Source organism: Streptomyces sp. NPDC017890, assembly GCF_044328675.1.
Taxonomy (GTDB): Bacteria; Actinomycetota; Actinomycetes; order Streptomycetales; family Streptomycetaceae; genus Streptomyces.
In genome coordinates this window covers 1-22,776 of sequence record NZ_JBIRHU010000011.1, presented here as the reverse complement: position 1 = coordinate 22,776, position 22,776 = coordinate 1, and the positions used below count along the sequence as shown (strand labels likewise).

Below are 22,776 nucleotides of genomic sequence, written 5' to 3'. Positions count from 1 at the left end.
GACGCGGCTTGCCCGCCTCGGAGGAATTACGCAACAATGGCGTTGTGAAAAACGTTGGCGAGGCTCCGCAGGAGGAACTCGCGACCGGTGAGCGGTCCACCCGCAACCGCGTCGCGCGCTCCATCCTGGACCACGGGCCGTCGACCGTCGCCGAGCTCGCCGGACGCCTGGGACTCACCCAGGCCGCCGTCCGGCGCCACCTCGACGCGCTGGTCGCCGACGACGTGGTCGAAGCCCGTGAACAGCGGGTCTACGGCACGCGCACGCGCGGACGGCCGGCCAAGGTCTTCGCGCTCACCGACTGCGGCCGGGACGCCTTCGACCAGTCGTACGACAAGCTGGCCGCGGACGCCCTGCGCTGGATCGCCGAGCAGGAGGGCGGGGAGCAGGCGATCGCCGCCTTCGCCCGGGCCCGGATCGCCGGGCAGGCGGGCGCGTACCGCAAGGCGGTCGAGTCCGCCGCCCTGGACAAGCGCACGGAAGCACTGGCCAAGGCCCTCAGCGCGGACGGGTACGCTGCTACCGCGCGGAGCGCACCCCACCCCCAGCAGGGCGAGCAGCTGTGCCAGCACCACTGCCCGGTCGCCCACGTCGCAGAGCAGTTTCCGCAGCTGTGCGAGGCGGAGACGGAATTTTTCGCCGAGCTGCTCGGTACTCATGTACAGCGGCTCGCGACCATCGCGCACGGCGACGGGGTCTGCACCACGTTCATTCCGAAGACTTCGCACGCGCCGCCCACGGCGCACGCGCCCACGAACACCGCTAACGCATCTGCAAGCACGGCCGGGAGGAACCCCGCATGACTCTCCCCACGGAGACTGCTCACCCTGAGCTCGAGGGCCTGGGCAAGTACGAATACGGCTGGGCCGACTCCGACACGGCCGGCGCCTCTGCCAAGCGCGGCATCAACGAGGACGTCGTCCGCGACATCTCCGCGAAGAAGAACGAGCCGGAGTGGATGACCAAGCTCCGCCTCAAGGGCCTGCGCCTCTTCGAGAAGAAGCCCATGCCGAACTGGGGCTCGGACCTGTCGGGCATCGACTTCGACAACATCAAGTACTTCGTGCGCTCCACGGAGAAGCAGGCGGAGTCCTGGGAGGACCTGCCCGAGGACATCAAGAACACGTACGACAAGCTCGGCATCCCCGAGGCGGAGAAGCAGCGCCTCGTCGCCGGTGTCGCCGCGCAGTACGAGTCCGAGGTCGTCTACCACCAGATCCGCGAGGACCTGGAGGAGCAGGGCGTCATCTTCCTGGACACCGACACGGCCCTGAAGGAGCACCCGGAGCTCTTCAAGGAGTACTTCGGGACCGTCATCCCCGTCGGTGACAACAAGTTCGCCTCGCTGAACAGCGCGGTGTGGTCCGGCGGCTCCTTCATCTACGTGCCGAAGGGCGTGCACGTCGAGATCCCGCTCCAGGCCTACTTCCGTATCAACACGGAGAACATGGGTCAGTTCGAGCGGACCCTGATCATCGTCGACGAGGGTGCCTACGTGCACTACGTCGAGGGCTGCACCGCCCCGATCTACAAGTCGGACTCGCTGCACTCCGCGGTCGTCGAGATCATCGTCAAGAAGAACGCCCGCTGCCGCTACACGACCATCCAGAACTGGTCGAACAACGTCTACAACCTGGTCACCAAGCGCGCCGTGGCGTACGAGGGCGCGACCATGGAGTGGATCGACGGCAACATCGGCTCCAAGGTGACGATGAAGTACCCGGCCGTCTACCTGATGGGCGAGCACGCCAAGGGCGAGACCCTGTCCATCGCCTTCGCGGGCGAGGGCCAGCACCAGGACGCCGGCTCCAAGATGGTCCACATGGCGCCGAACACCTCCTCCAACATCGTCTCGAAGTCCGTGGCGCGCGGCGGCGGCCGCACCTCCTACCGCGGTCTCGTCGAGATCGGCGAGGGCGCCCACGGCTCCAAGTCGAACGTGCTGTGCGACGCGCTGCTCGTCGACACCATCTCCCGCTCCGACACGTACCCGTACGTCGACGTCCGCGAGGACGACGTGTCCATGGGCCACGAGGCGACCGTCTCCAAGGTCTCCGAGGACCAGCTCTTCTACCTGATGAGCCGCGGTCTGAGCGAGTTCGAGGCGATGGCGATGATCGTGCGCGGCTTCGTCGAGCCGATCGCCAAGGAGCTGCCGATGGAGTACGCCCTCGAGCTCAACCGGCTGATCGAGCTGCAGATGGAAGGCGCGGTCGGTTAAGACCCGCCCCCGTAGCAGTCGCCAGATTTCTGACGTAGGAAGAGAGCAGACCGACAGCCATGGCTGAGGCTCAGAACATCCCCGTGGGGTCCACCACCGCGGGCCAGATCGCGGTGGCCGCCGAGTCGACCGTCGCCACGCGCATGAGCGCACCCGCGTCCTTCGACGTGGCGGACTTCCCGGTCCCCCACGGCCGTGAGGAGGAGTGGCGGTTCACGCCGCTGGAGCGGCTGCGCGGGCTGCACGACGGCACCGCGGTCGCCACCGGCGACGGCGTGAAGGTCGACATCGACGCCCCCGAGGGCGTCGTCGTCGAGGCCGTCGGCCGCGACGACGCGCGCATCGGCCGGGCCGGCACCCCCGTGGACCGCGTCGCCGCTCAGGCCTACTCGGCGTTCGAGAAGGCCGGCGTGATCACCGTCCCCAAGGAGACGGTCCTCACCGAGCCGATCCGCATCGCCGTGCACGGCGAGGGCGGCACCGCCTACGCCCACCAGGTCGTCGAGCTGGGTGCCTTCGCCGAGGCCGTGGTCGTCATCGACCACACCGGTGACGCGGTCCTCGCCGCGAACGTCGACTACGTGCTGGGCGACGGTGCGAAGCTGACCGTCGTCTCGGTCCAGGACTGGGACGACAAGGCGGTGCACGTCGGCCAGCACAACGCGCTGATCGGCCGGGACGCCACGTTCAAGTCCTTCGTGGTCACCTTCGGCGGCGACCTGGTCCGGCTGCACCCGCGCGTCGCCTACGCCGGCCCCGGCGGCGAGGCCGAGCTGTTCGGCCTGTACTTCACCGACGCCGGCCAGCACCAGGAGCACCGCCTCCTGGTCGACCACAACGTCCCGCACTGCAAGTCCAACGTCGTCTACAAGGGCGCGCTGCAGGGCGACGACGCGCACGCGGTCTGGATCGGCGACGTGCTCATCGAGGCCGCGGCCGAGGGCACCGACACCTACGAGATGAACCGCAACCTCGTCCTCACGGACGGCGCCCGGGTCGACTCGGTGCCGAACCTGGAGATCGAGACCGGCGAGATCGTCGGCGCCGGTCACGCCTCGGCCACCGGCCGCTTCGACGACGAGCAGCTCTTCTACCTGATGGCACGCGGCATCCCCGAGATCGACGCCCGCCGCCTGGTGGTCCGCGGCTTCTTCGCCGAGCTGGTCCAGCAGATCGGTGTCCCGGACATCGAGGAGCGTCTGCTCGCCAAGATCGACGAGGAGCTGGAGGCGTCGGTCGCATGACCTTCGTACGCGTCTGTGGAGCGGACGAGCTGGAGGAGGACACCCCCAAGCGGGTGGAACTCGACGGCACCCCGGTCTCCGTCGTGCGCACCGAGGGCGAGATCTTCGCGATCCACGACATCTGCTCGCACGCGAACGTCTCGCTCGCCGAGGGCGAGGTCGACGACTGCCACATCGAGTGCTGGCTGCACGGCTCGCGCTTCGACCTCCGCTCGGGCAAGCCCGACAGTCTTCCGGCGACGCGCCCCGTCCCCGTATACCCCGTAAAGATCGAAGGGGACGACGTGCTCGTCTCCCTCACCCAGGAGTCCTGAGGCACCCATGGCAACGCTTGAAATCCGAGACCTGCACGTCACCGTCGAGGCCGACAACGCCACGAAGGAGATCCTCAAGGGCGTCGACCTCACCGTGAAGCAGGGCGAGACGCACGCCATCATGGGCCCCAACGGCTCCGGCAAGTCGACCCTCGCCTACTCCCTCGCGGGTCACCCCAAGTACACGATCACCGGCGGCACCGTCACCCTCGACGGTGAGGACGTCCTGGAGATGTCCGTCGACGAGCGCGCCCGCGCCGGCCTCTTCCTGGCCATGCAGTACCCGGTCGAGGTCCCCGGCGTCTCGGTCTCCAACTTCCTGCGCACCTCCGCCACCGCCGTCCGCGGCGAGGCCCCCAAGCTGCGCACCTGGGTGAAGGAGGTCAAGGAGGCCATGGAGCGCCTCAACATGGACCCCGCCTTCGCCGAGCGCAACGTCAACGAGGGCTTCTCCGGCGGTGAGAAGAAGCGCCACGAGATCCTCCAGCTGGAGCTGCTCAAGCCGAAGGTCGCCATCCTCGACGAGACCGACTCCGGCCTCGACGTCGACGCCCTGCGCGTCGTCTCCGAGGGTGTCAACCGCGTCCGCGAGACCGGCGAGGTCGGCACCCTGCTGATCACCCACTACACGCGCATCCTGCGTTACATCAAGCCCGATCACGTCCACGTCTTCGCGAACGGCCGCATCGCCGAGTCGGGCGGCGCCGAGCTGGCCGACAAGCTGGAGGCCGAGGGCTACGAGGCATACACGAAGGGTGGCGCATCCGAGTGACACAGCTGCCGGGCCTCCTCACCGTGCCTAATCTTCTGGGCGAGGCGATCCGCAAGGACTTCCCCATCCTGGACCGTCAGGTCCACGACGGACGGAAGCTCGTCTACCTCGACAACGCCGCGACCTCGCAGACCCCCCGCCAGGTCATCGACGTGCTCAACGAGTACTACGAGCAGCACAACGCCAACGTCCACCGTGGCGTGCACGTCCTCGCCGAGGAGGCCACGGAGCTGTACGAGGGCGCGCGCGACAAGGTCGCGGAGTTCATCAACGCGCCCTCCCGCGACGAGGTGATCTTCACCAAGAACGCCTCGGAGTCGCTCAACCTCGTCGCGAACATGCTGGGCTGGGCCGACGAGCCCTACCGCGTGGACCACGAGACCGAGATCGTCATCACGGAGATGGAGCACCACTCCAACATCGTGCCGTGGCAGCTGCTGGCGCAGCGCACCGGCGCGAAGCTCCGCTGGTTCGGCCTCACGGACGACGGCCGCCTCGACCTGTCCAACATCGACGAGGTCATCACGGAGAAGACGAAGATCGTCTCCTTCGTGCTGGTCTCCAACATCCTGGGCACCCAGAACCCGGTCGAGGCGATCGTGCGCCGCGCGCAGGAGGTCGGCGCACTCGTGTGTGTCGACGCCTCCCAGGCCGTCCCGCACATGCCGATGGACGTACAGGCCCTCCAGGCCGACTTCGTGGCCTTCACCGGCCACAAGATGTGCGGCCCGACGGGTATCGGCGTCCTGTGGGGCCGCCAGGAACTGCTGGAGGACCTCCCGCCCTTCCTCGGCGGCGGCGAGATGATCGAGACGGTCTCGATGCACTCCTCCACGTATGCCCCGGCTCCCCACAAGTTCGAGGCGGGCACGCCCCCGATCGCGCAGGCGGTGGGCCTGGGCGCGGCGATCGACTACCTCAACTCGATCGGCATGGACAAGATCCACGCTCACGAGCAGGCGTTGACCGAGTACGCGGTGAAGCGGCTGCTGGACGTCCCCGACCTGCGCATCATCGGCCCGACGACGGCCGAGGAGCGCGGTGCGGCGATCAGCTTCACGCTCGGCGACATCCACCCGCACGACGTGGGCCAGGTACTCGACGAGCAGGGCATCGCGGTCCGGGTCGGCCACCACTGCGCCCGCCCCGTCTGCCTCCGCTACGGAATTCCTGCGACCACGCGAGCGTCGTTCTATCTGTACTCCACGCCGGCCGAGATCGACGCACTGGTCGACGGCCTGGAGCACGTACGGAACTTCTTCGGCTGACGGGACGAGCGAAGAGCATGAAGCTGGACTCCATGTACCAGGAAGTCATCCTGGACCACTACAAGAACCCGCACGGGCGTGGTCTGAGGGATGGCGACGCCGAGGTGCACCACGTCAACCCGACGTGCGGTGACGAGATCACGCTGCGCGTGAAGTACGACGGCACGACCATCAGCGACGTCAGCTACGAGGGCCAGGGCTGCTCCATCAGCCAGGCGAGCGCCTCCGTGCTGAACGACCTGCTGGTCGGCAAGGACCTCGCCCAGGCGCAGAGGATCCAGGAGACCTTCCTGGAGCTGATGCAGTCCAAGGGCCGGATCGAGCCGGACGACGCGATGGAGGAGGTCCTGGAGGACGCGGTCGCGTTCGCCGGGGTCTCGAAGTACCCGGCCCGGGTCAAGTGCGCCCTGCTGAGCTGGATGGCATGGAAGGACGCGACGGCCCAGGCACTGGACGGCGCCGACGCCGAGAAGGAGACGACGGCATGAGCGAGACCGTGGAAATGAAGCCGGCCTCCGAGGAGGAGGTCCGCGAGGCCCTGCTGGACGTCGTGGACCCCGAGCTGGGCATCGACGTCGTCAACCTGGGCCTGATCTACGGCGTCCACATCGACGACGCGAACATCGCGACCATCGACATGACCCTGACGTCGGCGGCCTGTCCGCTGACGGACGTGATCGAGGACCAGGCCAAGTCCGCCACGGACGGCCTCGTCAGCGAGCTGCGCATCAACTGGGTCTGGATGCCGCCGTGGGGCCCGGACAAGATCACGGACGACGGCCGCGAGCAGCTGCGCGCGCTGGGGTTCAACGTCTGAGCACGCCCGCACCGCTTCACGAAACGGCGACGCCCACCGGGCGTCGCCGTTCTCGTTTCCGTTTCCGTGTGCGCACCCACCCCCGTTATGTACGCTCGTACACATGGGATATCTGCTCCTGGCCGGAGCCATCGCCGCCGAGGTCGCCGGCACCACCGCCATGAAGTACAGCGAGGGCTTCAGCAGGCTGGTCCCCTCGCTGCTGACGGCCCTCGCCTACGTGCTCTCCTTCGCGCTGCTCGCCCAGACCCTGAAGGTCCTCGCCGTCGGCACCGCGTACGCCATCTGGGCCGGCGTGGGCACCGCCGCCATCGCCGCGATCGGGGTGGCGTTCATGGGCGAGGGGATGACCGCCACGAAGGCCGCCGGGATCGCGCTGATCATCATCGGTGTGGTCGTACTGAACCTGGGCGGCGCGCACTGATGTCCCGGCGCTACGACCCCGAGCGACGCGGGCGCATCATCGACGCGGCCATCCGGGTCGTCGGACTGAAGGGCATCGCCGGTCTCACCCACCGCGCCGTCGCCGCCGAGGCGGACGTCCCCCTCGGCTCGACGACGTACCACTTCGCGACCCTGGACGAACTCCTGGTCGCCGCCCTGCGCCAGGCCAACGAGGGCTTCGCCGAGGTCGTCGCCGCGCACCCGGCACTGTCCGACCCCGAGGCCGACCTGCCCGGCGAACTCGCCCGCCTCCTCGGCGAATGGCTGGGCGGCGACCGCAGCGGCGTCGAGCTGGAGTACGAGCTGTACCTGGCAGCCCTGCGCCGCCCCGCCCTGCGCCCGGTCGCCGCCGAGTGGGCCGAGGGCGTGGCCGCTCTGCTCGCGCGCCGCACGGACCCGGTGACGGCCCGGGCACTGGTCGCCCTGCTGGACGGGATCTGCCTCCAGGTGCTGCTGACGGGGACGCCGTACGACGAGGGGTACGCGCGGGAGATGCTGGCGCGGATGCTTGCCCCCGGCCGGTGACCGGGGCGAACGCCGTACGAGCGGAACGGCGGCCCGCTGCCGCCCGGCACCCGAGACGGCCGAGGGGCCGACTCGCTTCCACGGGCGACGGCCGGTTAGGTTGCCCTCATGACCGACACGACTGCTCCCCGCACCACCGGCGCCGTGGCCGCCGGGCTCGCCACGATCGCCGCCGACGGCACCGTTCTCGACACCTGGTTCCCGGCTCCCGTGCTCTCCGCTGAGCCCGGGCCCTCCGGCACCGAACGGCTCACCGCCGAACAGGCCGCCGAACTCCTCGGCGGCGGCGCGACCGCGGCGGTCGGTCCGGACACCCGGCGCGGCGTCGAGGTGGTCGCGGTCCGCACGGTCATCGCCTCGCTGGACGAGAAGCCGGTCGACACGCACGACGTCTACCTGCGCCTGCACCTGCTCTCCCACCGCCTGGTCAAGCCGCACGGCCAGAACCTCGACGGCATCTTCGCCCACCTCGCCAACGTCGCCTGGACCTCGCTGGGCCCGGTCGCCGTCGACGACGTCGAGAAGGTCCGCCTCAACGCCCGCGCCGAGGGCCTGCACCTCCAGGTGACCTCGATCGACAAGTTCCCGCGCATGACGGACTACGTCGCCCCCAAGGGCGTTCGCCTCGCCGACGCCGACCGCGTCCGCCTCGGCGCGCACCTGGCCGAGGGCACCACCGTCATGCACGAGGGCTTCGTCAACTTCAACGCGGGCACGCTCGGCACGTCGATGGTCGAGGGCCGCATCTCCGCCGGCGTCGTCGTCGGCGACGGCTCCGACATCGGCGGCGGCGCCTCCACCATGGGCACCCTCTCCGGCGGCGGCAACGTGCGTATCACCATCGGCGAGCGCTGCCTGGTCGGCGCCGAGGCGGGCGTGGGTATCGCGCTCGGCGACGAGTGCGTGGTCGAGGCCGGCCTGTACGTCACCGCCGGCACCCGCGTGACGATGCCCGACGGGCAGATCGTCAAGGCCCGCGAGCTCTCCGGCGCCTCCAACATCCTCTTCCGCCGCAACTCGGTCACGGGCACGGTCGAGGCCCGCCCGAACAACGCGGTGTGGGGCGGCCTGAACGACGTCCTGCACAGCCACAACTGATCATCGGCGGCCGTGACCTGCGGCCACCCTATCGATCAACGTCCTGACCTGCTGCAGAGCTGTCGGCAGTTGTCGGTGTTGGTCATCGTTGAGCGCCCTTCCACGGCCCGAGGACGGCCCGGGAGGGCGCTCCCGTATCAGCTGACTCGCCGTGATCGCTGTATCGAAAGTGTCAGCGAGGAGGCTTGCGGCTACCGACTTCCTACGAAGAGGCCACGCAGCGTTGGCCGTGGGGTCTACTATCTGCACATCACACGGAGGTGGCATATGCCTAGGCATCAGTTCGCGTTGTACGAGATTCGGGTACGCAAGATCCAGGAGCCGAAATCGTATCGCCAGGTGTATAGCTTCAATCCGCGAAAGGATGATCTCTTCGACACCTATACCAAGTTCCTTGTGGATGGAATAGGGACGAAGGGTGCGACCGTCGAGCGGTCTGAGCGTTACGCGCGGCTGCACTCGATGGAGGAATCTCGGCGTACCCTCTGGTTTACTGTTGAATCCGGTAGGTACGGCACTCGGGGGAAGGTCGTTGATACCGGCACAGGGGACGATGCGTATGAAATACAGGATGATGACGCGGCAGCCTATCCGCTGAGGCAAGCGCTATTCGTCCCGACGGTGGGGGACTTTGCGCTTTGGGTCACGGAAGTAATCGGACACACGAGTGCAATCGGTGCACTCGGCCCGATGTTCCGCGACTGGTTCAAGGAGCGCTATGACTCCGAAAGGCTTTCGATCGATATCAACTACTTCCAAGACACAAACGCCTGGACGAAGTTCATAGAGGAATCCTCTCTGCAGGAGATCACTTACATCACGCGAGAGCGTGATGGGGACGACCGGAGTGTGGGCACGCGCGTTCAGGAGCACCGAATTAAAGCCGCTCGGCGTCTGCGGCTGCCCCGAGACTGGATCATGCGTGCGATCGAGAAGAGACTGCCGCCGGACTCTGTCTTCTCTGTGAGCGGGCTCCCTGAAGCTGACGAGGTGCGCCTCCAGATCGAACGCGGCGGCAGGTCCCGTACGATCGTCGTCGACCGGGACTGGCCGCGCTTCAACTATGCACTTGAGGGGCCCCGTAACGGCCCTCCCGGAGACGAAGTGTTCCGGCGCGAGGTGTTGTCAGAGGTAGGTGCTTCACTGGAGTACCTGGGCGCGGACCGGGGTGCCTGGATGATCTAGTCGACGTCGCATGAGGGGGCCGCTGTGAGTGGTAAGTGGGATGTTCGAGACATCGCGGCGGCCAACTTTCACACGTACGTGGATGCCGGCGGTAAGCGTAGGGTAGGCGATGTCATCGTTTTCGTCGGTATTCCGCTCTCGCTCGGCCTGGCTTGTGGGTTGCTAAGGCATTTTGATCATCTGCACATCTTGGACGTCTCTAAGCTCATCGGCGGAGTTGGAGTGTTTACAGGCCTGCTTTTCGGGCTCTTGACGAACGTCTTCACTCTAAGCTTGCGTGTTCGACGAGATGAAGGCTTGAACCCGGATCACGTAATCATTCGTGATGTACGTGAACTCTTTGCGAATTTGAGCTGGGCCGTTTTGGTTGGTCTTCTGCTTGTCGTGCTCCTCGTCGTGGTGACTGCAACACACGACCCCAAAAAATCGATCGGGGCTGTGTGGACCGGGCTCTTGGTGGCCACCTTCTCGCACCTTATTCTGTCGCTCCTTATGAGCCTTAAGCGCCTATGGTTTGCGCACCAAAATGTCTCCAACCTGCCACCTAAAATCGCATCGTAGGTCGGCGGAGCGGCTTTGGGCTGGAGCTGCTTTGGGGCGAGTGATCATGGCCCCGTAAGCTTCAGGCGAGTCGGGCAGTCTGTGGACCTGCCCGTTGAAGCACGACGTTGGGGCCATGATCTTAGAGGCTCGCCCCAAAGTGGCTGCCTAAAGCCGTGGAGCCGACCGCCCCAGCCACAGAGGGTGTCTCCCCCACTTCATGCCCGCAGCCGTCGAGCGCGCCGCCGGGCGCGGCCAGCCGGGGCGAAGACAGGAGGCAGGCCGCGCCGCAGAGGCGGCGCGCGCCCGCGCCGTGCGCGGGCCTTGATGAACGTAGGGAAAGTTCTACCGCGTCCATGATCCGGAACGGACACTCCCGGGCTGTCGGCTGCGTGCCCGTCTCGGCTACCGTGCGACCTATGCCCTCTGGATTGGACACGCCCCAAGGCGCTGCCGAACTGGCCGAGTCGCTGTTGCCCCCGCTCGGGAACCGCTGGCTGCACACTCAGGCCGTCGCGGCGCGTGCCCAGGAGGCATCCGCGGCTGTGCCCGAGGAGGATCGCGAACTGCTCGTGGCTGCCGCCTGGCTCCATGACCTCGGCTATGCGCCCGAGCTTCGGGAGACGGGCTTCCACCCGATCGATGGGGCACGGCATCTTCAATCGCTCGGGGCGCCGGCACGGCTCGTGTGCCTGGTTGCTCACCACTCCGGGGCTGTCTACGAGGCCGAACAGCGCGGGCTTACTGCGGAGCTGGACGCCTACGAGCGGGAAGACTCGCCGGTCCTGGATGCCCTGATCTACGCGGACATGACGACCGGTCCGGCCGGGCAGTCCTTCGACTTCGATCGCCGCATTGACGAGATCCTGGAGCGGTACGCGGAGGGCAGCGAGGTGCACAGCGCGATCAGCAAGGCGCGTCCGTACCTCGGGGCCGCCGTCGAGCGGACGCGCGCTCGTCTCGCTGGTTAGCCGATGTGGGGAGCGGTCTCGTCGGACAGGCCGTGATCGATCCGCATCCGCATCGACGGGTGGATGTTCAGGCTGTCGAGTCGGCTAGGGTCCACGAACGCCACTTCCTTGCTCTCGCTGCTCGTGCGCAGCTCGCCGCCGACGATGCGGGCCCGGAAGCAGATGGAGAACTGCTGGCGGACCTCGCCGTCGTCGTACGCCATGACGTGAGCGGGGTTGGTGTAGATGCCGACCAGGCTCGTCACCTCGACGTCGAAGCCGGTCTCTTCCCTCGTCTCCCGTACGGCTGCGTCGGGGGCTGACTCGCCCACGTCGACTCCGCCGCCGGGCAGGGCCCAGAGGTTGTTATCGGTCTTGTGGATGAGCAGGACTTCCCCGGCCTCGTTGACCGCCACCGCGGTTACTGACGGGACGATGCTGTTCGCCTTCGGGGCGTCCGGGTCGTTGAAGTAGTCGATGCGGGCCATGGGTCAAGCCTCGCACGTCCGGGGGCTGGTGGCGGTTGTGCCGGCACACCCCTACGCGGGACCTCCGCGCTCCCAGGCGTAGTCGAAGCTGCGCATGTAGTGCCGGAACGTCCGGGCTCCCGGGATGTAGCGGAAGTGCAGGACCGGGTTCTGTCCGGCCGGTGCTCCGAGGACGTGCGGGTTCACCAACACGTCGTCGTCGAAGCGGTAGATCGAGTTGTAGAGGATCGTGTCGTGCAAGCGGACCTCGACGCCGGGAGTTGTCATCGCCGGTTCGAGGTAGCGACGTGTGATGCGGGCGCGTGCGGCCAGGTCGCCGCCGATGCCCTCCTCCTCGCCGCGCTGGCGGACCATTTCGGAGTCGGGGTCTCCCAGGAGGATCCGGATCTGTGCTCCGGCCTTGGCCTTCTCCGCCAACTGGTCCGGCAGGTCCGGGTGGCTGTCGAAGAGGAACAGTCCCGCGTACACGAGGACGTCTACCTGGTCCTTCGCCTTCTCGATCAGCGACGACCACAGGGCGGTTGGCACGGCTCCCCGGTGCGGGTAGTACGTGATCAGTTCTGACGTGCTCGCGGTCTCCGCCTGCTTCTGCACGCTGGGCCAGATGTAGACCTCATCGACGCCGAGGAAGCTCGCGGCCTTCCAGCGGTGGCCCCGGTGCGGCGTGCGATCCGTCGTGATCCACCGTTCCACGCTCTTGGGGTCCACTCCGACGTGCTGAGCCACGGACTGGATCGTCTCGCCCTTTGCTGAAATCGCCGCGCGCAGACGCTCGTTCGCCATGACGTGTCCTCTCCTGGGACGCCGTAGGGACGTTTTGACGATAGCTCAGACGTCCCTAAACGTCCATACGGACCGTGATGCGTCCACTACCTCTCGCGGTCTCCTGATCTCACCGCGCCGCATTGCGGCTCATACGAGAACAGGAGAACAGACGATGCGTCAGATCCCCGTCGAGACCTCCACCGCCACCGTGATGGTGGCCCAGGCCCCCGAGCCGAAGATCCGAGACCGCCGTACCGGTGAGATCGCCACCGACGCCGAGACCGGCGCGACCCTGATGACCGTGAACGTGATGTTCGCCCTCAACGGCGACGTCGAGATCCTGAACGTCACCGTGCCGGAGACCGGCGTCTCCGGTGAGCTGGCCATGGGCACCCCGGTCGCGCTCACGGGGCTGATCGCCCGGCCGTGGGAGAACGAGTTCAACGGCCAGAAGCGGCACGGCATCGCCTTCCGCGCGGTCGCCGTCACCTCGCTCGCCGCCGACACGTCGAAGTCGAAGGCGGCCTGACCGTGACGTCGCTCATCGTCCTTCTGGCGCTGGTCGCCGCCGCTGCGGGGCTCCTGCGGTGGCGGCGCCCCGCCTGGTTCTGGCTGACCTTCGGGGTCACCTTCGCGGCCCTCCGGGTCCTGGTCCGGTACGGCTCGGTCATGGACGCCTGCGGCCTGACGGTTCCCGCCGCCCGCTGGCGCCTCGGCCTGGCCCGGATGACCAACCGGCCCGTCCCCGGCCCTCGGGCCCCGCGCATCCTCCGGGTGCGGCCAACCCGAACCGGCCTGGTGCTCCGGCTCAAGCTCCGGCCCGGTCAGGACGCCTTCGACGTGACCGCGTCGTGCGACCGGCTCCGGCACTCGTTCGCCATGTACGGCGTCACCTCTCGTGAGCTGCGCTCCGGCGTGGTCGAAGTGCGCATGACCGGCTATGACGTGCTCAAGCGGGTGCAGATGCCCGCCCTCACCGACACCCGTCCGATGCGTGTCCCGGTGGCCCTGCGCGAGGACGGCTCCGTCCACTTCCGCGACTACCGCACGGTTCCGCACGCGCTGACCCTCGGTGCCACGGAGTCCGGCAAGTCGGTCTATCAGCGCAACCTCGTAGCGTCGCTGGCTTCACAGCGGGTCGCCCTCGTCGGCATCGACTGCAAGCAGGGCGTAGAGCTGTTCCCGCTGGCGCGCCGCTTCTCCGCGCTCGCCGACAACCCCGACTCCGCCGCCGAACTCCTCGAAGCGCTCGTGTCCCACATGGAGGACGTCTACCAGCTCATCCGTGCCGAGCAGCGCATCACCGCTGACGTGCCGGACGCCGAGATCGCCGCCGACATCTGGGACCTGCGCGAGGACCTGCGCCCGATACCCATCGTGGTCCTGGTCGACGAGGTGGCCGAACTCGCCCTCTTCGCGACCAAGGACGAGGAGAAGCGGCGGGACCGGATCATCACCGCGCTCGCCCGTCTCGCCCAGCTCGGCCGCGCGGCCGGCATCTATCTGGAGATCTGCGGACAGCGGTTCGGCTCCGAACTCGGCAAGGGCATCACGATGCTCCGTGCCCAGCTCACCGGCCGTACGGCACACCGCGTCAACGACGAGTCCAGCGCCAACATGGCCTTCGGCGACATTGCGCCGGATGCCGTGCTGGCCGCGATCCAGATCCCCACGGACACGCCGGGCATCGCCGTCACGGGTGACTCCACGGGCGGCTGGGCCCGGATCCGTGCCCCGCACACCTCGCTGCGGCAGGCCGTGAACATCTGCAACCGGCACGCCGACCTGACCCCGGACGTCCCCGCTCTGGCTCCCTTCCGGCCCGCGCTCGGCGCTCCTGCTCCGGCCCTGGTGCCCGCCGTCGAGTCCGCTCCGGCTGCGGCCTGAGACCGCCCTCTCCCTGGCCTGACCCTCGCGAAGGAGGTGACGACATGACCCGCTCGATTCGCCCGGACGCCGTTCTCGTTCAGGCCGTGATCGCCGGAGCCTTGTCCTTCGCCCACCTGCACGACCTCGCCGCCGCTGCCGGGCAGACCGGCTGGAAGGCATGGGCCTACCCGGTCAGCGTCGACCTGCTGTTGGTCGCCGCCTGGCGACGGCTGCGCAACGACGGGCCGTCCCGGCTGGCCTGGTGCTGGTTCCTGATCGCCCTGGTGGCCTCGCTCGGCGCGAACGTCGCCACGGCCGGGTTCCTCGACCTGGAGAACCCGCCCGCTCTCCTCCGGCTCGGCGTCGCCGGGTGGCCTGCCCTCGCCTTCCTCGGCGGCACGCTGCTGGCTCACGCTCCCAACTCCGGCAACGAAGAGGGGGCGCCGGTGCCGTCGCAGACCACCGCAGGCCCTGTCTCCGCGCCGAGCCCGGAGCCTGCTCCCGCGGCTGAGCCTGAACCGGTCGCCGCTGAGGACGTGCCGGCACTACCGGTCGCTGACCCTGCCCCCGTGATGCCGGTCCCCGCCGCGCTGGTCGACCACGCTCGCAAGGTCGCCGCCGACCACGAACACCGCACCGGCGCCCGGATCGACACCGACACCCTGCGCGCGCGTCTCGGCGTCCCGCCGCACATGGCCGATGCCATCGCTGCCCAACTCGCCTGACCGACCTGGAAGGGAGACACGCCGATGACCCGTGACCCCGCCGACCTGACCGTCGCCGACTACCTCGACGGCGCACGCGAGATGACCGTCGCCAACCGGCCTTACCTCGCCCACCTGCTCGCCGAGGAAGCTGCCCAGCGCACCACCGACCCTGCCACGGCCGCCGGAATCCGCGCCTCGTTCCCCAACCCGACCACGACCCGAACGGAGACCGACTGACATGCCTGCCCGCGACTTCTTCCACTCCGTGATGCGGATCGGACCGGTGCAGATCGGCACCCACCGTGACCGTCACGGCCAGACCAAGTACGCCGCCGTGTGCAGCTCGGACGGCTGCGGCTGGTCCGCCGACTACACCAGCCAGTCCGCCGCACAGCTCGCCGCCCGCACCCACCGCTGCAAGGTCCGCTAGGAGGCCATCGTCATGGACGTCCCGCTTTGGTTCGCCCTGCTGATCGTCGGAGTCCTCGGCGTCAAGCTCATCCGCCCGCCCTGGTGGCTGATCGGCGTGCTCCTGCTCGGTGGGTTCCTCCTCGCCGACAGCGTTTTCGCCCCCGCCGTCGACGGCTTCGTCAAGTAGTCCACCTCGAAGGGAGAACACCCATGCTGCGTCCCAAGGTCCCGACCAATCCCGCACCGACCGGCTTCGTCTCCTCGCCCGCCGTCATCGAGCCGACCGCCGTCGTCCCGAGCGTCCAGGCCCCGCCGCCCGTCATGGCGGCTCCGGCGCCCGCTCGTCCCACGGTCCAGCTCACGCCCGGCTCCGTGCTCGCTCTCGTCGGTGGCGGTACCGCCGTGGTCCTCGTCGTCGGCGCCGTCCTCGTCTCGATGCTACTCGCGGTCGCCATCACCGGCGTTTCGGTCGCCGTGTGCGCCGTCGTCCTGCGCTCGCTGCTCGCCTCCGAGTCCAAACGGCGCTGAGCGGCCCCCGGAGCGGCCTCAACCGCCAAGTCTTGTCCGCTCCGGGCGCCCTCCCTGTCCGATCTCTCAACCGGAAGGAACCTCCATCATGACCGGCTCCGCCACGGCCACCGCCACATCCCCGCGGATCTGCCCGAACTGCGACGGCTTCGCCACCGCCGCCGTATCCTCCGGCGACCGCGACGCCTCCGGGCAACTGCCCACGTTCGCCGTCGACTGCCCGGCCTGCCACGGTGCCGGCACACTGCCCGCCTCCGTCGCCCAGCTCGCCGGGGGTCGCGCATGACCAACCCCGCGACCTTCGCGGGCCTGGACCCGGTCACCCTCTCCGACACGCTGAGGGTGGCCGGGTCTCCGGGCTTCGACCGCTGGCAGGACCAGGTCCGCCGCACCGGTGGCTGCGCCGATCCGGTCCACCTGTCGGGCTGGGTCATTCACAAGGACAAGACGACCGGCGAGACCCTGCACCACTACTCCACCGAGCATGAGCCGGGCGGACGCCTCCGAGTCGCCTGCGGCAACCGCCGTGCTTCTCGCTGCCCGTCCTGCGCCTGGACCTACGCGGGCGACACCTACCGTCTGATCCGCGCCGGGCTCGCCGGAGACGGGGACAAGGAGATACCTGCCACGGTCCGGAATCACCCCCGCGTCTTCGCCACGCTCACGGCGCCTTCGTTCGGCCCGGTTCACAACCGGCCTGATCACGGACGCTGCCGTTGCGGGACTCGGCACGCCTCGGACGACTCCGTCCTCGGTACCGCGCTGCACCCGGAGACGTACGACTACGCGGGCTGCGTCCTGTTCAACAACCACGCCGGTGACCTGTGGCAGCGGTTCACGAATCGCCTCCGGCGCGAGATCGCCGCCCGCGCAGGCCTGACGCAGCGCGAGCTGAAGGAGTGCGCTCGCCTCTCGTACGGCAAGGTCGCGGAGTTCCAGAAGCGGGGCGCCGTGCACTTCCATGCCGTGATCCGCATCGACGGGGCCGAGGGACCTGACTCCGCGGCTCCGTCCTGGGCCAGCACGGAGCTGCTCAGTGATGCGATTCGGGCCGCCGCCGATCACTCGTACACGACCGTCAGTGTCCCAGCCGCGGGGGACCAGCTTGCCCGTACGTTCCGGTGGGGCCGCCAACTCGACGTCCGGCCGGTCAAGGCGTTCGGGGACGGCTCCGATCTCACAGAGCAGGCCGTGGCCTCGTACGTGGCGAAGTACGCGACCAAGGCCGCCGAGAACACCGGAACCCTCGATCGCCGGGTGGGCGAACTCGCCGAACTCGACCGTCACGACGTCCCGGACCACGCCCGGCGCCTGATCACCGCATGCCGTCACTTGGACAGGCTGTACCCGGACCGGCGCCTGTGGGCTTGGGCTCACATGCTCGGCTTCCGTGGTCACTTCTCCAGCAAGAGCCGCCGCTACTCGACCACGCTCGGCGCCCTGCGACAGGCCCGTGCCGATTTCCGCGCCGCGCAGGAACGGGAAGCCCTCGCGCTCGAAGACCGCGAGCCTGACACCGTCCTCGTGCTGGCCGACTGGCAGTATGCCGGCCACGGTCACACCCCTGGTGAATCCGCCCTCGCCGCGACGATCGCCCGTGATCTGCAAGGCAATCGCGAGACCGCTCGCGAAGCTCTGGCAGAGCTGCACGCCGAGGGGGAGTGGTGACCATGCCGACTCGGCTGCCTGAGCGCTACCTCACGCCGGAAGACCTGGTCCAGCTCTTCGACCTCCCCAGCGTCGAGACCGTCTACCAGTGGCGGCGAAAGCGTCTGGGTCCCCGCGGCTTCCGGGTCGGCCGGCACCTGCGCTACGACCCGAAGGATGTGCAGAGCTGGGTGCAGTCCCGCATGAAAGGGGCTGCTGCCTGATGGCCGGACACGTGCAAGACCGCTGGTACAAGAACGTCCCGGGTCCGGACGGCAAGACCGTCAAGGTCAAGACCGAGCGGTACGGCGTCGGTCACCGCTACCGCGCCCGGTACATCGCGCCGGACGGCTCCGAGAAGTCGAGGAGCTTCCCGGACAAGCAGAAGCGCAAGGCTGACGCCTGGCTGTCCAACATCGAAGCCGACATGTCGCAAGGGCGATACATCGATCCTGCGGCGGGTGCGGTGACCTTCGGGCAGTACGCGAAGGAATGGATGGCGGGGCTCACGATCGACCCGGTGACCCGTGAGAGCGTCGAGATCCGGTTGCGGGTTCACGCCCTGCCGTACCTCGGTGACCGGCCCTTGGCGTCCTTCCGACCCTCGCACCTCCGCGCCTGGATGCGCCAGCTGGAGGAGACCGGGCGGGCCGCCTCCTACCGGCGGTCCATCTTCGCCAACGTGTCCGCCGTCTTCACGGCCGCCGTAGAGGACCGGGTCATCGCCGAGAACCCCTGCCGGGCTCGCTCGGTGCGGGCGCCTGCCCTCGACGGGCGCAAGGTCAAGCCGTGGTCGGTCGACCGGGTCATGGCCATGCACGAGGCGCTGCCGGACGTCTACCGGGAGATGGTGTCCCTCGGGGCGGGCTGCGGTCTCCGACAGGGTGAGATCTTCGGCCTGGCGGTCGAAGACGTCGACTTCCTCGGCGGCGTCCTCCGCGTCACTCGGCAGGTCAAGCTCATCCGTGGTGTTCAGGCGGTCTTCGGGCCGCCCAAGGGTGGCAAGGAACGCCACGTGCCGCTGCCCGAATCGGTCGCCACCGCGCTGGAGGCACACATCACCAGGCATCAGCCGGTGGACCTCACCCTGCCGTGGAAGACGCCGGACGGACCGCCCGTCACGGCCTCACTGCTGTTCGTCAACGCGGGGCGCCAGTCGCTGCACAGGACTCGGTTCAACCGGACCGTATGGCACCCGGCGCTCGTCTCTGCCGGCATACCCCTAGGCCGTGAGAACGGCATGCACGCGCTGCGTCACTTCTACGCCTCGGTCCTGCTGGACGCGGGGGAGAGCATCAAGGCCCTGAGCGAGTACCTCGGGCACCACGACCCGAGCTTCACGCTTCGCACCTACACCCACCTGATGCCGAACAGCGAGGCGCGTACCCGGGCCGCCGTCGATCGCGTCCTTCGCGGCCCGGACCACCCTCAGGACGGCCCCGATACGGCCCACGGCCCGGACCAGGCGTCTGACCTGGAGGGCGATCAGAACAGCCACAACTGACCACGGGCGGCCGCGGCCGGCGGCAGCCCTGTCGTCGTCGAGCGCCCTTCCACGGCCCCAGGACGGCCCGGGAGGGCGCTCGCGCGTCCAGCGCCTGCCTCGTCCAGCGCCTGCCTCGTCCAGTGCCTGCCTCGTCGGTCACTGGTCGTCGACGCCCAGGTCGGCGCGCATCGACTGCTTCAGTTCCCCCAGGTAGGGCCAGACCTCCTCGCGGAACTCGGCCTCCAGGTTCGCCAGTTCCTCCGCGTGGTCGGAAGGCGCTGATCCGTACTTCCTGAGCCTGCCGTATGCGGCGTTCAAGCGCTTCTTCGCCGTGCTGGAAGCGCGCGAGACGGCTTCCGGAGCGATCATCTGGGATTCCGCATAGCTGTCCCGGTAGGTGAGCCTGGCCGCTTCCAGATCAGTCAGGCGCGGGCTGACGTCCTCGCCGCGTTGAAGGGCGTGCAGGTAGTTCGTCATCGCCGTCAGGTACTGGCGTGCGGAAGTGTTCAGTGTGATGTAGCAGGCGCGCCGGCGTTCCAGGCTTTCGAGCTGCCGCTGCCTGGTCTGCTCCGCCCGGAGCATCTCCTCGGCGTGACCGTGCTCCTCGCGCCGTTGCTCGGCGGCGGCCTGGAGCTCCATGCGCTTGGTGCGGTCCGCGCGATTCTGTGTCAACAACGCGGCTCCCAGGGTTCCCGCCACGCCCACCATGGCGATCAGCAACCCCGCCCAACTGGTGCCCATGAAGCCCCCTTTCGCGCAAGCGGTGCACCGTCCCCCCGGCAGGAGCCCCCGGCGGCCGTCACCGCTTCATCGTCCTGTACCGCTTCAATAGCACGGTCAGGCGCGCGTGGTCGGCCGTTTCGTCGAGCTCGGTCAGGAGGAGTCGGTGCACAGTTCACGGAGCTCGCCCCACCAGCGGCGGCCCCGGTCGTCCCGGAGCCGGTGTCCGCGCGGTGCGCCCCGGGCCACGTAGCGCCTTCGGCTCACCGGGTGACTGCAGGCGGAGGGGTGGTGTCCCGCCAACGCGATGGAAGCGCATGCATCGCGCGCCCCCCGCACGTACGGCTGACTTCCCGTGACCTTCCGGTGGTCTTGGCGGATGAACCGGTGGACGCAGTGTCCGATCAGACGCCGATCCGACGAAACGAGGGGCCTGGTATGACGAACGAGCGGGCGAGGACCGTGGCGCGTTGGCTGGCCGGGGCAGGCACCGCGGTACTGGTGTGCTGGACCCCGGCGGGGACCGCGCATGCCGACGAGACGACCACCAATTCGCACAACGGCCCCCGGATGGGGCTCCTCAACGTCCACGTGGGGCAGATCGACGACCCGGCGGAGGACGTACTGGAACACACGCTGCTGTTCGGTGACGGTTACGCCTGGGACTGACCCGCGCCGGCGACCAGCTCTTCGTACGTCGCCAGCAACGCGTCGGTCGTCTCCCGGTCCGCGCCCCGCAGCGGTGCGCGGACAGGTCCGGCGGGGAGGCCGAGCGCGCCGAGGAGGGCCTTCGCGGTGACGGTGCCGGGCAGCCCCGCCGCCATCATCGACTCGATGAGCGGCAGCGCCCGCCGCTGGAGCAGGGCGGCCCGCCCGGTGTCGCCCGCGTCGAAGGCGTCGAGGACCGCGCGGAACAGGTCGGGCACGACGTTCGCGACCGTGCTGACGTACCCTGCCGCGCCGATCGCGTACAGGGCGAGCACCTGCTCGTCGCAGCCCGCGTAGTACGCCAGGCCGGTGCGGGACAGCACCTTCTGGGTGCCCAGGAGGTCGTAGGAGCAGTCCTTGACGGCGACGATCCGCGGGTGCCCGGCGAGGCGGACGAGCGTGTCGGGTTCGATGCGGGTGCCGGTGCGGCCCGGGATGTCGTAGAGGGCGAGCGGCAGCCCGCAGGCGTCCGCGACCTCCAGGAAGTGCGCCTCCAGGGCGTCCTGCGGAGGCCTGCTGTAGTACGGCGCGACCACCAGCAGGCCGTCCGCGCCGGCCTTCTCCGCGGCCAGCGCCAGCTCCACCGTGTGCCGGGTGTCGGCCGTGCCGACCCCGGCGACGAGTGAGCCCCGGTCCCCGACCGCCTCCCGCACCGCCGTGACCAGCGCCGCCTTCTCGGCGTCCGTGGTGGTCGGCGACTCACCCGTGGTGCCGGAGAGCACCAGGCCGTCACAGCCCCGGGACACCAGCCGGTCGGCGAGCCGCTGCGCACCGTCGAGGTCGAGCGCGCCGGCCTCGGTGAAGGGCGTGACCATGGCGCACAGGGCGCGGCCGAAGGGCGGAGGGGAGGGATGGTCGTCGGCTGTCGTCATGGGAGTAGTGTCGGGGGACTGATCGTGAAGCTCCACTTAATTCTGCTACGAGATACCTATAAGGAATGCTGCGTGATGCGCGCTCGGTGAGGGAAGGTGAGGGCAGGGGATAGTGCCGCTCGGCCGGGGGTACCCGGAGCGCTCCGAACCGAGAGGAGGCGGAACGTGACCGGGACCATGCACACCAGGCCGGTGCACGACGAGCAGCACTCCGTGGGTGAACTGGTCGGTCAGGCCACCGAACAGCTCTCCCGGCTCGTGCGCCAGGAAGTGACCCTCGCCAAGATGGAGCTGGCCGAGAAGGGCAAGCGTGCCGGGCGGGGCGGCGGGATGCTCGGCGCCGCGGGCGCCATCGCGTACGTGGGCCTGTTCGCCCTGGCCGGCACGGCCACCGCCGCGCTCTCGCTGGCGCTGCCCGTCTGGGCCGCGGCGCTCATCGTCACGGCGGTGCTCTTCGTCATCGCGGGCGTACTGGCCATGATGGGCCGCGCCCAGCTCCGCCGCGCCGTGCCCCCGAAGCCCGAGGCGACCCTCGGCAGCGTCAGGGCCGATGTGGATCAGATCAGGGAAAGGGCGCATCGATGACCGACGCGACGAGCGGGGACGGCAGGAGGACCGGGACCGGCTCCACCGCCCCGCCGGCCGGCGGGGCCAAAGGGCCCGACGAACTGCGGCAGCAGATCGAACAGACCCGGGGTCAGCTCGGCGACACCGTGGAGGAACTGGCCGGCAAGGCGGACGTGAAGGGCCGCGCCAAGGCCCGGGCCGCCGACCTCCGGGACAAGGCCGGCGCCATGACCGTGCAACTGCGCAGCTCCGCCGCACAGGCCGGGCACACCGCGCAGGACAAGGCGAGCCGGGCCGGGCACACCGCGCACGACAGGGCGGGCCGGGCCGGGCACGCCGTGGAGCGGCGCGTGCCGGGACGGGCGCGCGGCGCGGTCCAGGCGGGGCTCAGGCACCCGCGCGCGGTGCTGATCGCCGGGGCGGCGGCGGGCGCGCTGGTCGCGGCGAGCGTGCTGAGCCACCGCCGGCATCACGGGTACTGCTGAGAAGGTACCGGCGAGAACACGGCGTGGGGGGGGGGGGGGGGGGGGGGGGGGGCCCCCCCCCCCCCCCCCCCCCCCGCCCCGCGCGGGGGGGGCGGGGGGGGCCCCGGGGGCCGCAAAACCAACACAAGGAGAGTGGAACGCGGGG

The 22,776-nt window shown here is 69.1% G+C and carries 32 protein-coding genes; 28 read left to right on the top strand and 4 right to left on the bottom strand.

Annotated elements, in window-relative coordinates:
• Positions 1–44: 44 nt before the first annotated feature.
• The 14 genes from ACH4F2_RS16155 to ACH4F2_RS16090 all read left to right on the top strand — a co-directional run bounded on the left by ACH4F2_RS16155 (position 45) and on the right by ACH4F2_RS16090 (position 11,399).
• Positions 45–803: a helix-turn-helix transcriptional regulator gene (locus ACH4F2_RS16155; protein WP_398133335.1), complete on the top strand. Its 759-nt coding sequence runs from the start codon at positions 45–47 to the stop codon at positions 801–803.
• Complete coding sequence (gene sufB / locus ACH4F2_RS16150) at positions 800–2,221, top strand: Fe-S cluster assembly protein SufB (RefSeq protein WP_003976894.1); 1,422 nt, start codon at positions 800–802, stop codon at positions 2,219–2,221. Before ACH4F2_RS16155 ends, sufB begins: the two co-directional genes overlap by 4 nt.
• A 59-nt stretch (positions 2,222–2,280) precedes the next feature.
• The gene (sufD, locus tag ACH4F2_RS16145) at positions 2,281–3,465 is read left to right on the top strand and encodes a Fe-S cluster assembly protein SufD (protein ID WP_398133334.1); all 1,185 of its coding nucleotides are present in this window, start codon (positions 2,281–2,283) and stop codon (positions 3,463–3,465) included.
• Positions 3,462–3,779, top strand: coding sequence for a non-heme iron oxygenase ferredoxin subunit (locus ACH4F2_RS16140; protein ID WP_398133333.1), 318 nt, complete (start codon positions 3,462–3,464; stop codon positions 3,777–3,779). Before sufD ends, ACH4F2_RS16140 begins: the two co-directional genes overlap by 4 nt.
• 7 nt (positions 3,780–3,786) lie before the next feature.
• Positions 3,787–4,551, top strand: a complete 765-nt coding sequence (sufC, locus tag ACH4F2_RS16135) for a Fe-S cluster assembly ATPase SufC (protein WP_383647647.1) — start codon at positions 3,787–3,789, stop codon at positions 4,549–4,551.
• The gene (locus ACH4F2_RS16130; protein ID WP_398133332.1) at positions 4,548–5,819 is read left to right on the top strand and encodes a cysteine desulfurase; all 1,272 of its coding nucleotides are present in this window, start codon (positions 4,548–4,550) and stop codon (positions 5,817–5,819) included. Before sufC ends, ACH4F2_RS16130 begins: the two co-directional genes overlap by 4 nt.
• 17 nt (positions 5,820–5,836) lie before the next feature.
• The gene (sufU, locus tag ACH4F2_RS16125; RefSeq protein ID WP_030868583.1) at positions 5,837–6,307 is read left to right on the top strand and encodes a Fe-S cluster assembly sulfur transfer protein SufU; all 471 of its coding nucleotides are present in this window, start codon (positions 5,837–5,839) and stop codon (positions 6,305–6,307) included.
• On the top strand, positions 6,304–6,636 hold the full coding sequence (locus ACH4F2_RS16120) for a metal-sulfur cluster assembly factor (RefSeq protein ID WP_073721574.1): 333 nt from the start codon (positions 6,304–6,306) through the stop codon (positions 6,634–6,636). The genes sufU and ACH4F2_RS16120 overlap by 4 nt, the downstream gene beginning before the upstream one ends.
• Positions 6,637–6,739: 103 nt before the next feature.
• Positions 6,740–7,060: a DMT family transporter gene (locus tag ACH4F2_RS16115; RefSeq protein ID WP_398133331.1), complete on the top strand. Its 321-nt coding sequence runs from the start codon at positions 6,740–6,742 to the stop codon at positions 7,058–7,060.
• A complete protein-coding gene (locus tag ACH4F2_RS16110) occupies positions 7,060–7,605 on the top strand; it encodes a TetR/AcrR family transcriptional regulator (protein ID WP_398133330.1) in 546 nt (181 codons plus the stop codon). Before ACH4F2_RS16115 ends, ACH4F2_RS16110 begins: the two co-directional genes overlap by 1 nt.
• Positions 7,606–7,713: 108 nt before the next feature.
• Positions 7,714–8,703 (top strand): 2,3,4,5-tetrahydropyridine-2,6-dicarboxylate N-succinyltransferase, encoded by a 990-nt coding sequence (gene dapD / locus ACH4F2_RS16105; RefSeq protein ID WP_398133329.1) that lies wholly within the window; start codon positions 7,714–7,716, stop codon positions 8,701–8,703.
• A gap of 267 nt (positions 8,704–8,970) precedes the next feature.
• Entirely contained in the window at positions 8,971–9,888 is a 918-nt protein-coding gene (locus ACH4F2_RS16100; protein WP_398133328.1) for a hypothetical protein, read from the top strand.
• A 24-nt stretch (positions 9,889–9,912) separates the two neighbouring features.
• Positions 9,913–10,449 (top strand): hypothetical protein, encoded by a 537-nt coding sequence (locus tag ACH4F2_RS16095; RefSeq protein WP_143645509.1) that lies wholly within the window; start codon positions 9,913–9,915, stop codon positions 10,447–10,449.
• Between the two features lie 398 nt (positions 10,450–10,847).
• Positions 10,848–11,399: an HD domain-containing protein gene (locus ACH4F2_RS16090; protein ID WP_398133327.1), complete on the top strand. Its 552-nt coding sequence runs from the start codon at positions 10,848–10,850 to the stop codon at positions 11,397–11,399.
• On the opposite strand, the gene ACH4F2_RS16085 is transcribed toward ACH4F2_RS16090, so the two are convergent.
• Both ACH4F2_RS16085 and ACH4F2_RS16080 read right to left on the bottom strand, forming a co-directional pair.
• A complete protein-coding gene (locus ACH4F2_RS16085) occupies positions 11,396–11,866 on the bottom strand; it encodes an NUDIX hydrolase (protein WP_398133326.1) in 471 nt (156 codons plus the stop codon). The genes ACH4F2_RS16090 and ACH4F2_RS16085 overlap by 4 nt on opposite strands.
• Before the next feature lie 51 nt (positions 11,867–11,917).
• Positions 11,918–12,649, bottom strand: a complete 732-nt coding sequence (locus tag ACH4F2_RS16080; RefSeq protein ID WP_114531877.1) for an XRE family transcriptional regulator — start codon at positions 12,647–12,649, stop codon at positions 11,918–11,920.
• A 154-nt stretch (positions 12,650–12,803) separates the two neighbouring features.
• Here ACH4F2_RS16080 and ACH4F2_RS16075 point away from each other — a divergent pair, with 154 nt between their 5' ends.
• The 11 genes from ACH4F2_RS16075 to ACH4F2_RS16025 all read left to right on the top strand — a co-directional run bounded on the left by ACH4F2_RS16075 (position 12,804) and on the right by ACH4F2_RS16025 (position 19,297).
• The gene (locus tag ACH4F2_RS16075; RefSeq protein WP_064727272.1) at positions 12,804–13,160 is read left to right on the top strand and encodes a hypothetical protein; all 357 of its coding nucleotides are present in this window, start codon (positions 12,804–12,806) and stop codon (positions 13,158–13,160) included.
• Between the two features lie 2 nt (positions 13,161–13,162).
• Entirely contained in the window at positions 13,163–14,518 is a 1,356-nt protein-coding gene (locus ACH4F2_RS16070) for an FtsK/SpoIIIE domain-containing protein (RefSeq protein ID WP_398133325.1), read from the top strand.
• Between the two features lie 44 nt (positions 14,519–14,562).
• Positions 14,563–15,225: a DUF2637 domain-containing protein gene (locus tag ACH4F2_RS16065; RefSeq protein ID WP_398133324.1), complete on the top strand. Its 663-nt coding sequence runs from the start codon at positions 14,563–14,565 to the stop codon at positions 15,223–15,225.
• Positions 15,226–15,249: 24 nt separating this feature from the next.
• Positions 15,250–15,444 carry a hypothetical protein gene (locus ACH4F2_RS16060; protein ID WP_398133323.1) on the top strand — a complete coding sequence of 65 codons (195 nt, stop codon included), beginning with the start codon at positions 15,250–15,252 and terminating at the stop codon, positions 15,442–15,444.
• Position 15,445: 1 nt separating this feature from the next.
• Positions 15,446–15,637, top strand: a complete 192-nt coding sequence (locus ACH4F2_RS16055; protein WP_308882996.1) for a mobile element transfer protein — start codon at positions 15,446–15,448, stop codon at positions 15,635–15,637.
• Between the two features lie 12 nt (positions 15,638–15,649).
• Positions 15,650–15,805: a hypothetical protein gene (locus tag ACH4F2_RS16050; protein WP_114531874.1), complete on the top strand. Its 156-nt coding sequence runs from the start codon at positions 15,650–15,652 to the stop codon at positions 15,803–15,805.
• 23 nt (positions 15,806–15,828) lie between these two features.
• Positions 15,829–16,146: a SpdD-like protein gene (locus tag ACH4F2_RS16045; RefSeq protein WP_398133322.1), complete on the top strand. Its 318-nt coding sequence runs from the start codon at positions 15,829–15,831 to the stop codon at positions 16,144–16,146.
• Positions 16,147–16,234: 88 nt separating this feature from the next.
• A complete protein-coding gene (locus tag ACH4F2_RS16040; protein WP_398133321.1) occupies positions 16,235–16,432 on the top strand; it encodes a hypothetical protein in 198 nt (65 codons plus the stop codon).
• A complete protein-coding gene (gene repSA, locus ACH4F2_RS16035; protein ID WP_398133320.1) occupies positions 16,429–17,814 on the top strand; it encodes a replication initiator protein RepSA in 1,386 nt (461 codons plus the stop codon). Before ACH4F2_RS16040 ends, repSA begins: the two co-directional genes overlap by 4 nt.
• 2 nt (positions 17,815–17,816) lie before the next feature.
• Positions 17,817–18,017, top strand: a complete 201-nt coding sequence (locus tag ACH4F2_RS16030) for an AlpA family transcriptional regulator (protein ID WP_153180436.1) — start codon at positions 17,817–17,819, stop codon at positions 18,015–18,017.
• Positions 18,017–19,297 (top strand): tyrosine-type recombinase/integrase, encoded by a 1,281-nt coding sequence (locus ACH4F2_RS16025; protein WP_398133319.1) that lies wholly within the window; start codon positions 18,017–18,019, stop codon positions 19,295–19,297. Before ACH4F2_RS16030 ends, ACH4F2_RS16025 begins: the two co-directional genes overlap by 1 nt.
• Before the next feature lie 138 nt (positions 19,298–19,435).
• Here the strand turns inward: ACH4F2_RS16025 and ACH4F2_RS16020 are convergent, their stop codons facing one another.
• Positions 19,436–20,020 (bottom strand): hypothetical protein, encoded by a 585-nt coding sequence (locus ACH4F2_RS16020; protein WP_398133318.1) that lies wholly within the window; start codon positions 20,018–20,020, stop codon positions 19,436–19,438.
• 417 nt (positions 20,021–20,437) lie between these two features.
• Between ACH4F2_RS16020 and ACH4F2_RS16015 the strand changes: the two genes are divergently transcribed.
• Positions 20,438–20,668, top strand: a complete 231-nt coding sequence (locus tag ACH4F2_RS16015) for a hypothetical protein (protein ID WP_398133317.1) — start codon at positions 20,438–20,440, stop codon at positions 20,666–20,668.
• Here the strand turns inward: ACH4F2_RS16015 and dapA are convergent.
• A complete protein-coding gene (gene dapA / locus ACH4F2_RS16010) occupies positions 20,653–21,579 on the bottom strand; it encodes a 4-hydroxy-tetrahydrodipicolinate synthase (RefSeq protein ID WP_398133316.1) in 927 nt (308 codons plus the stop codon). The two genes, ACH4F2_RS16015 and dapA, sit on opposite strands and share 16 nt — an antisense overlap.
• Positions 21,580–21,744: 165 nt before the next feature.
• Between dapA and ACH4F2_RS16005 the strand changes: the two genes are divergently transcribed.
• Together ACH4F2_RS16005 and ACH4F2_RS16000 are read left to right on the top strand one after the other, a co-directional pair.
• Positions 21,745–22,164, top strand: a complete 420-nt coding sequence (locus ACH4F2_RS16005) for a phage holin family protein (protein ID WP_398133315.1) — start codon at positions 21,745–21,747, stop codon at positions 22,162–22,164.
• Entirely contained in the window at positions 22,161–22,631 is a 471-nt protein-coding gene (locus tag ACH4F2_RS16000) for a DUF3618 domain-containing protein (protein ID WP_398133314.1), read from the top strand. Before ACH4F2_RS16005 ends, ACH4F2_RS16000 begins: the two co-directional genes overlap by 4 nt.
• Positions 22,632–22,776 lie beyond the last annotated feature (145 nt).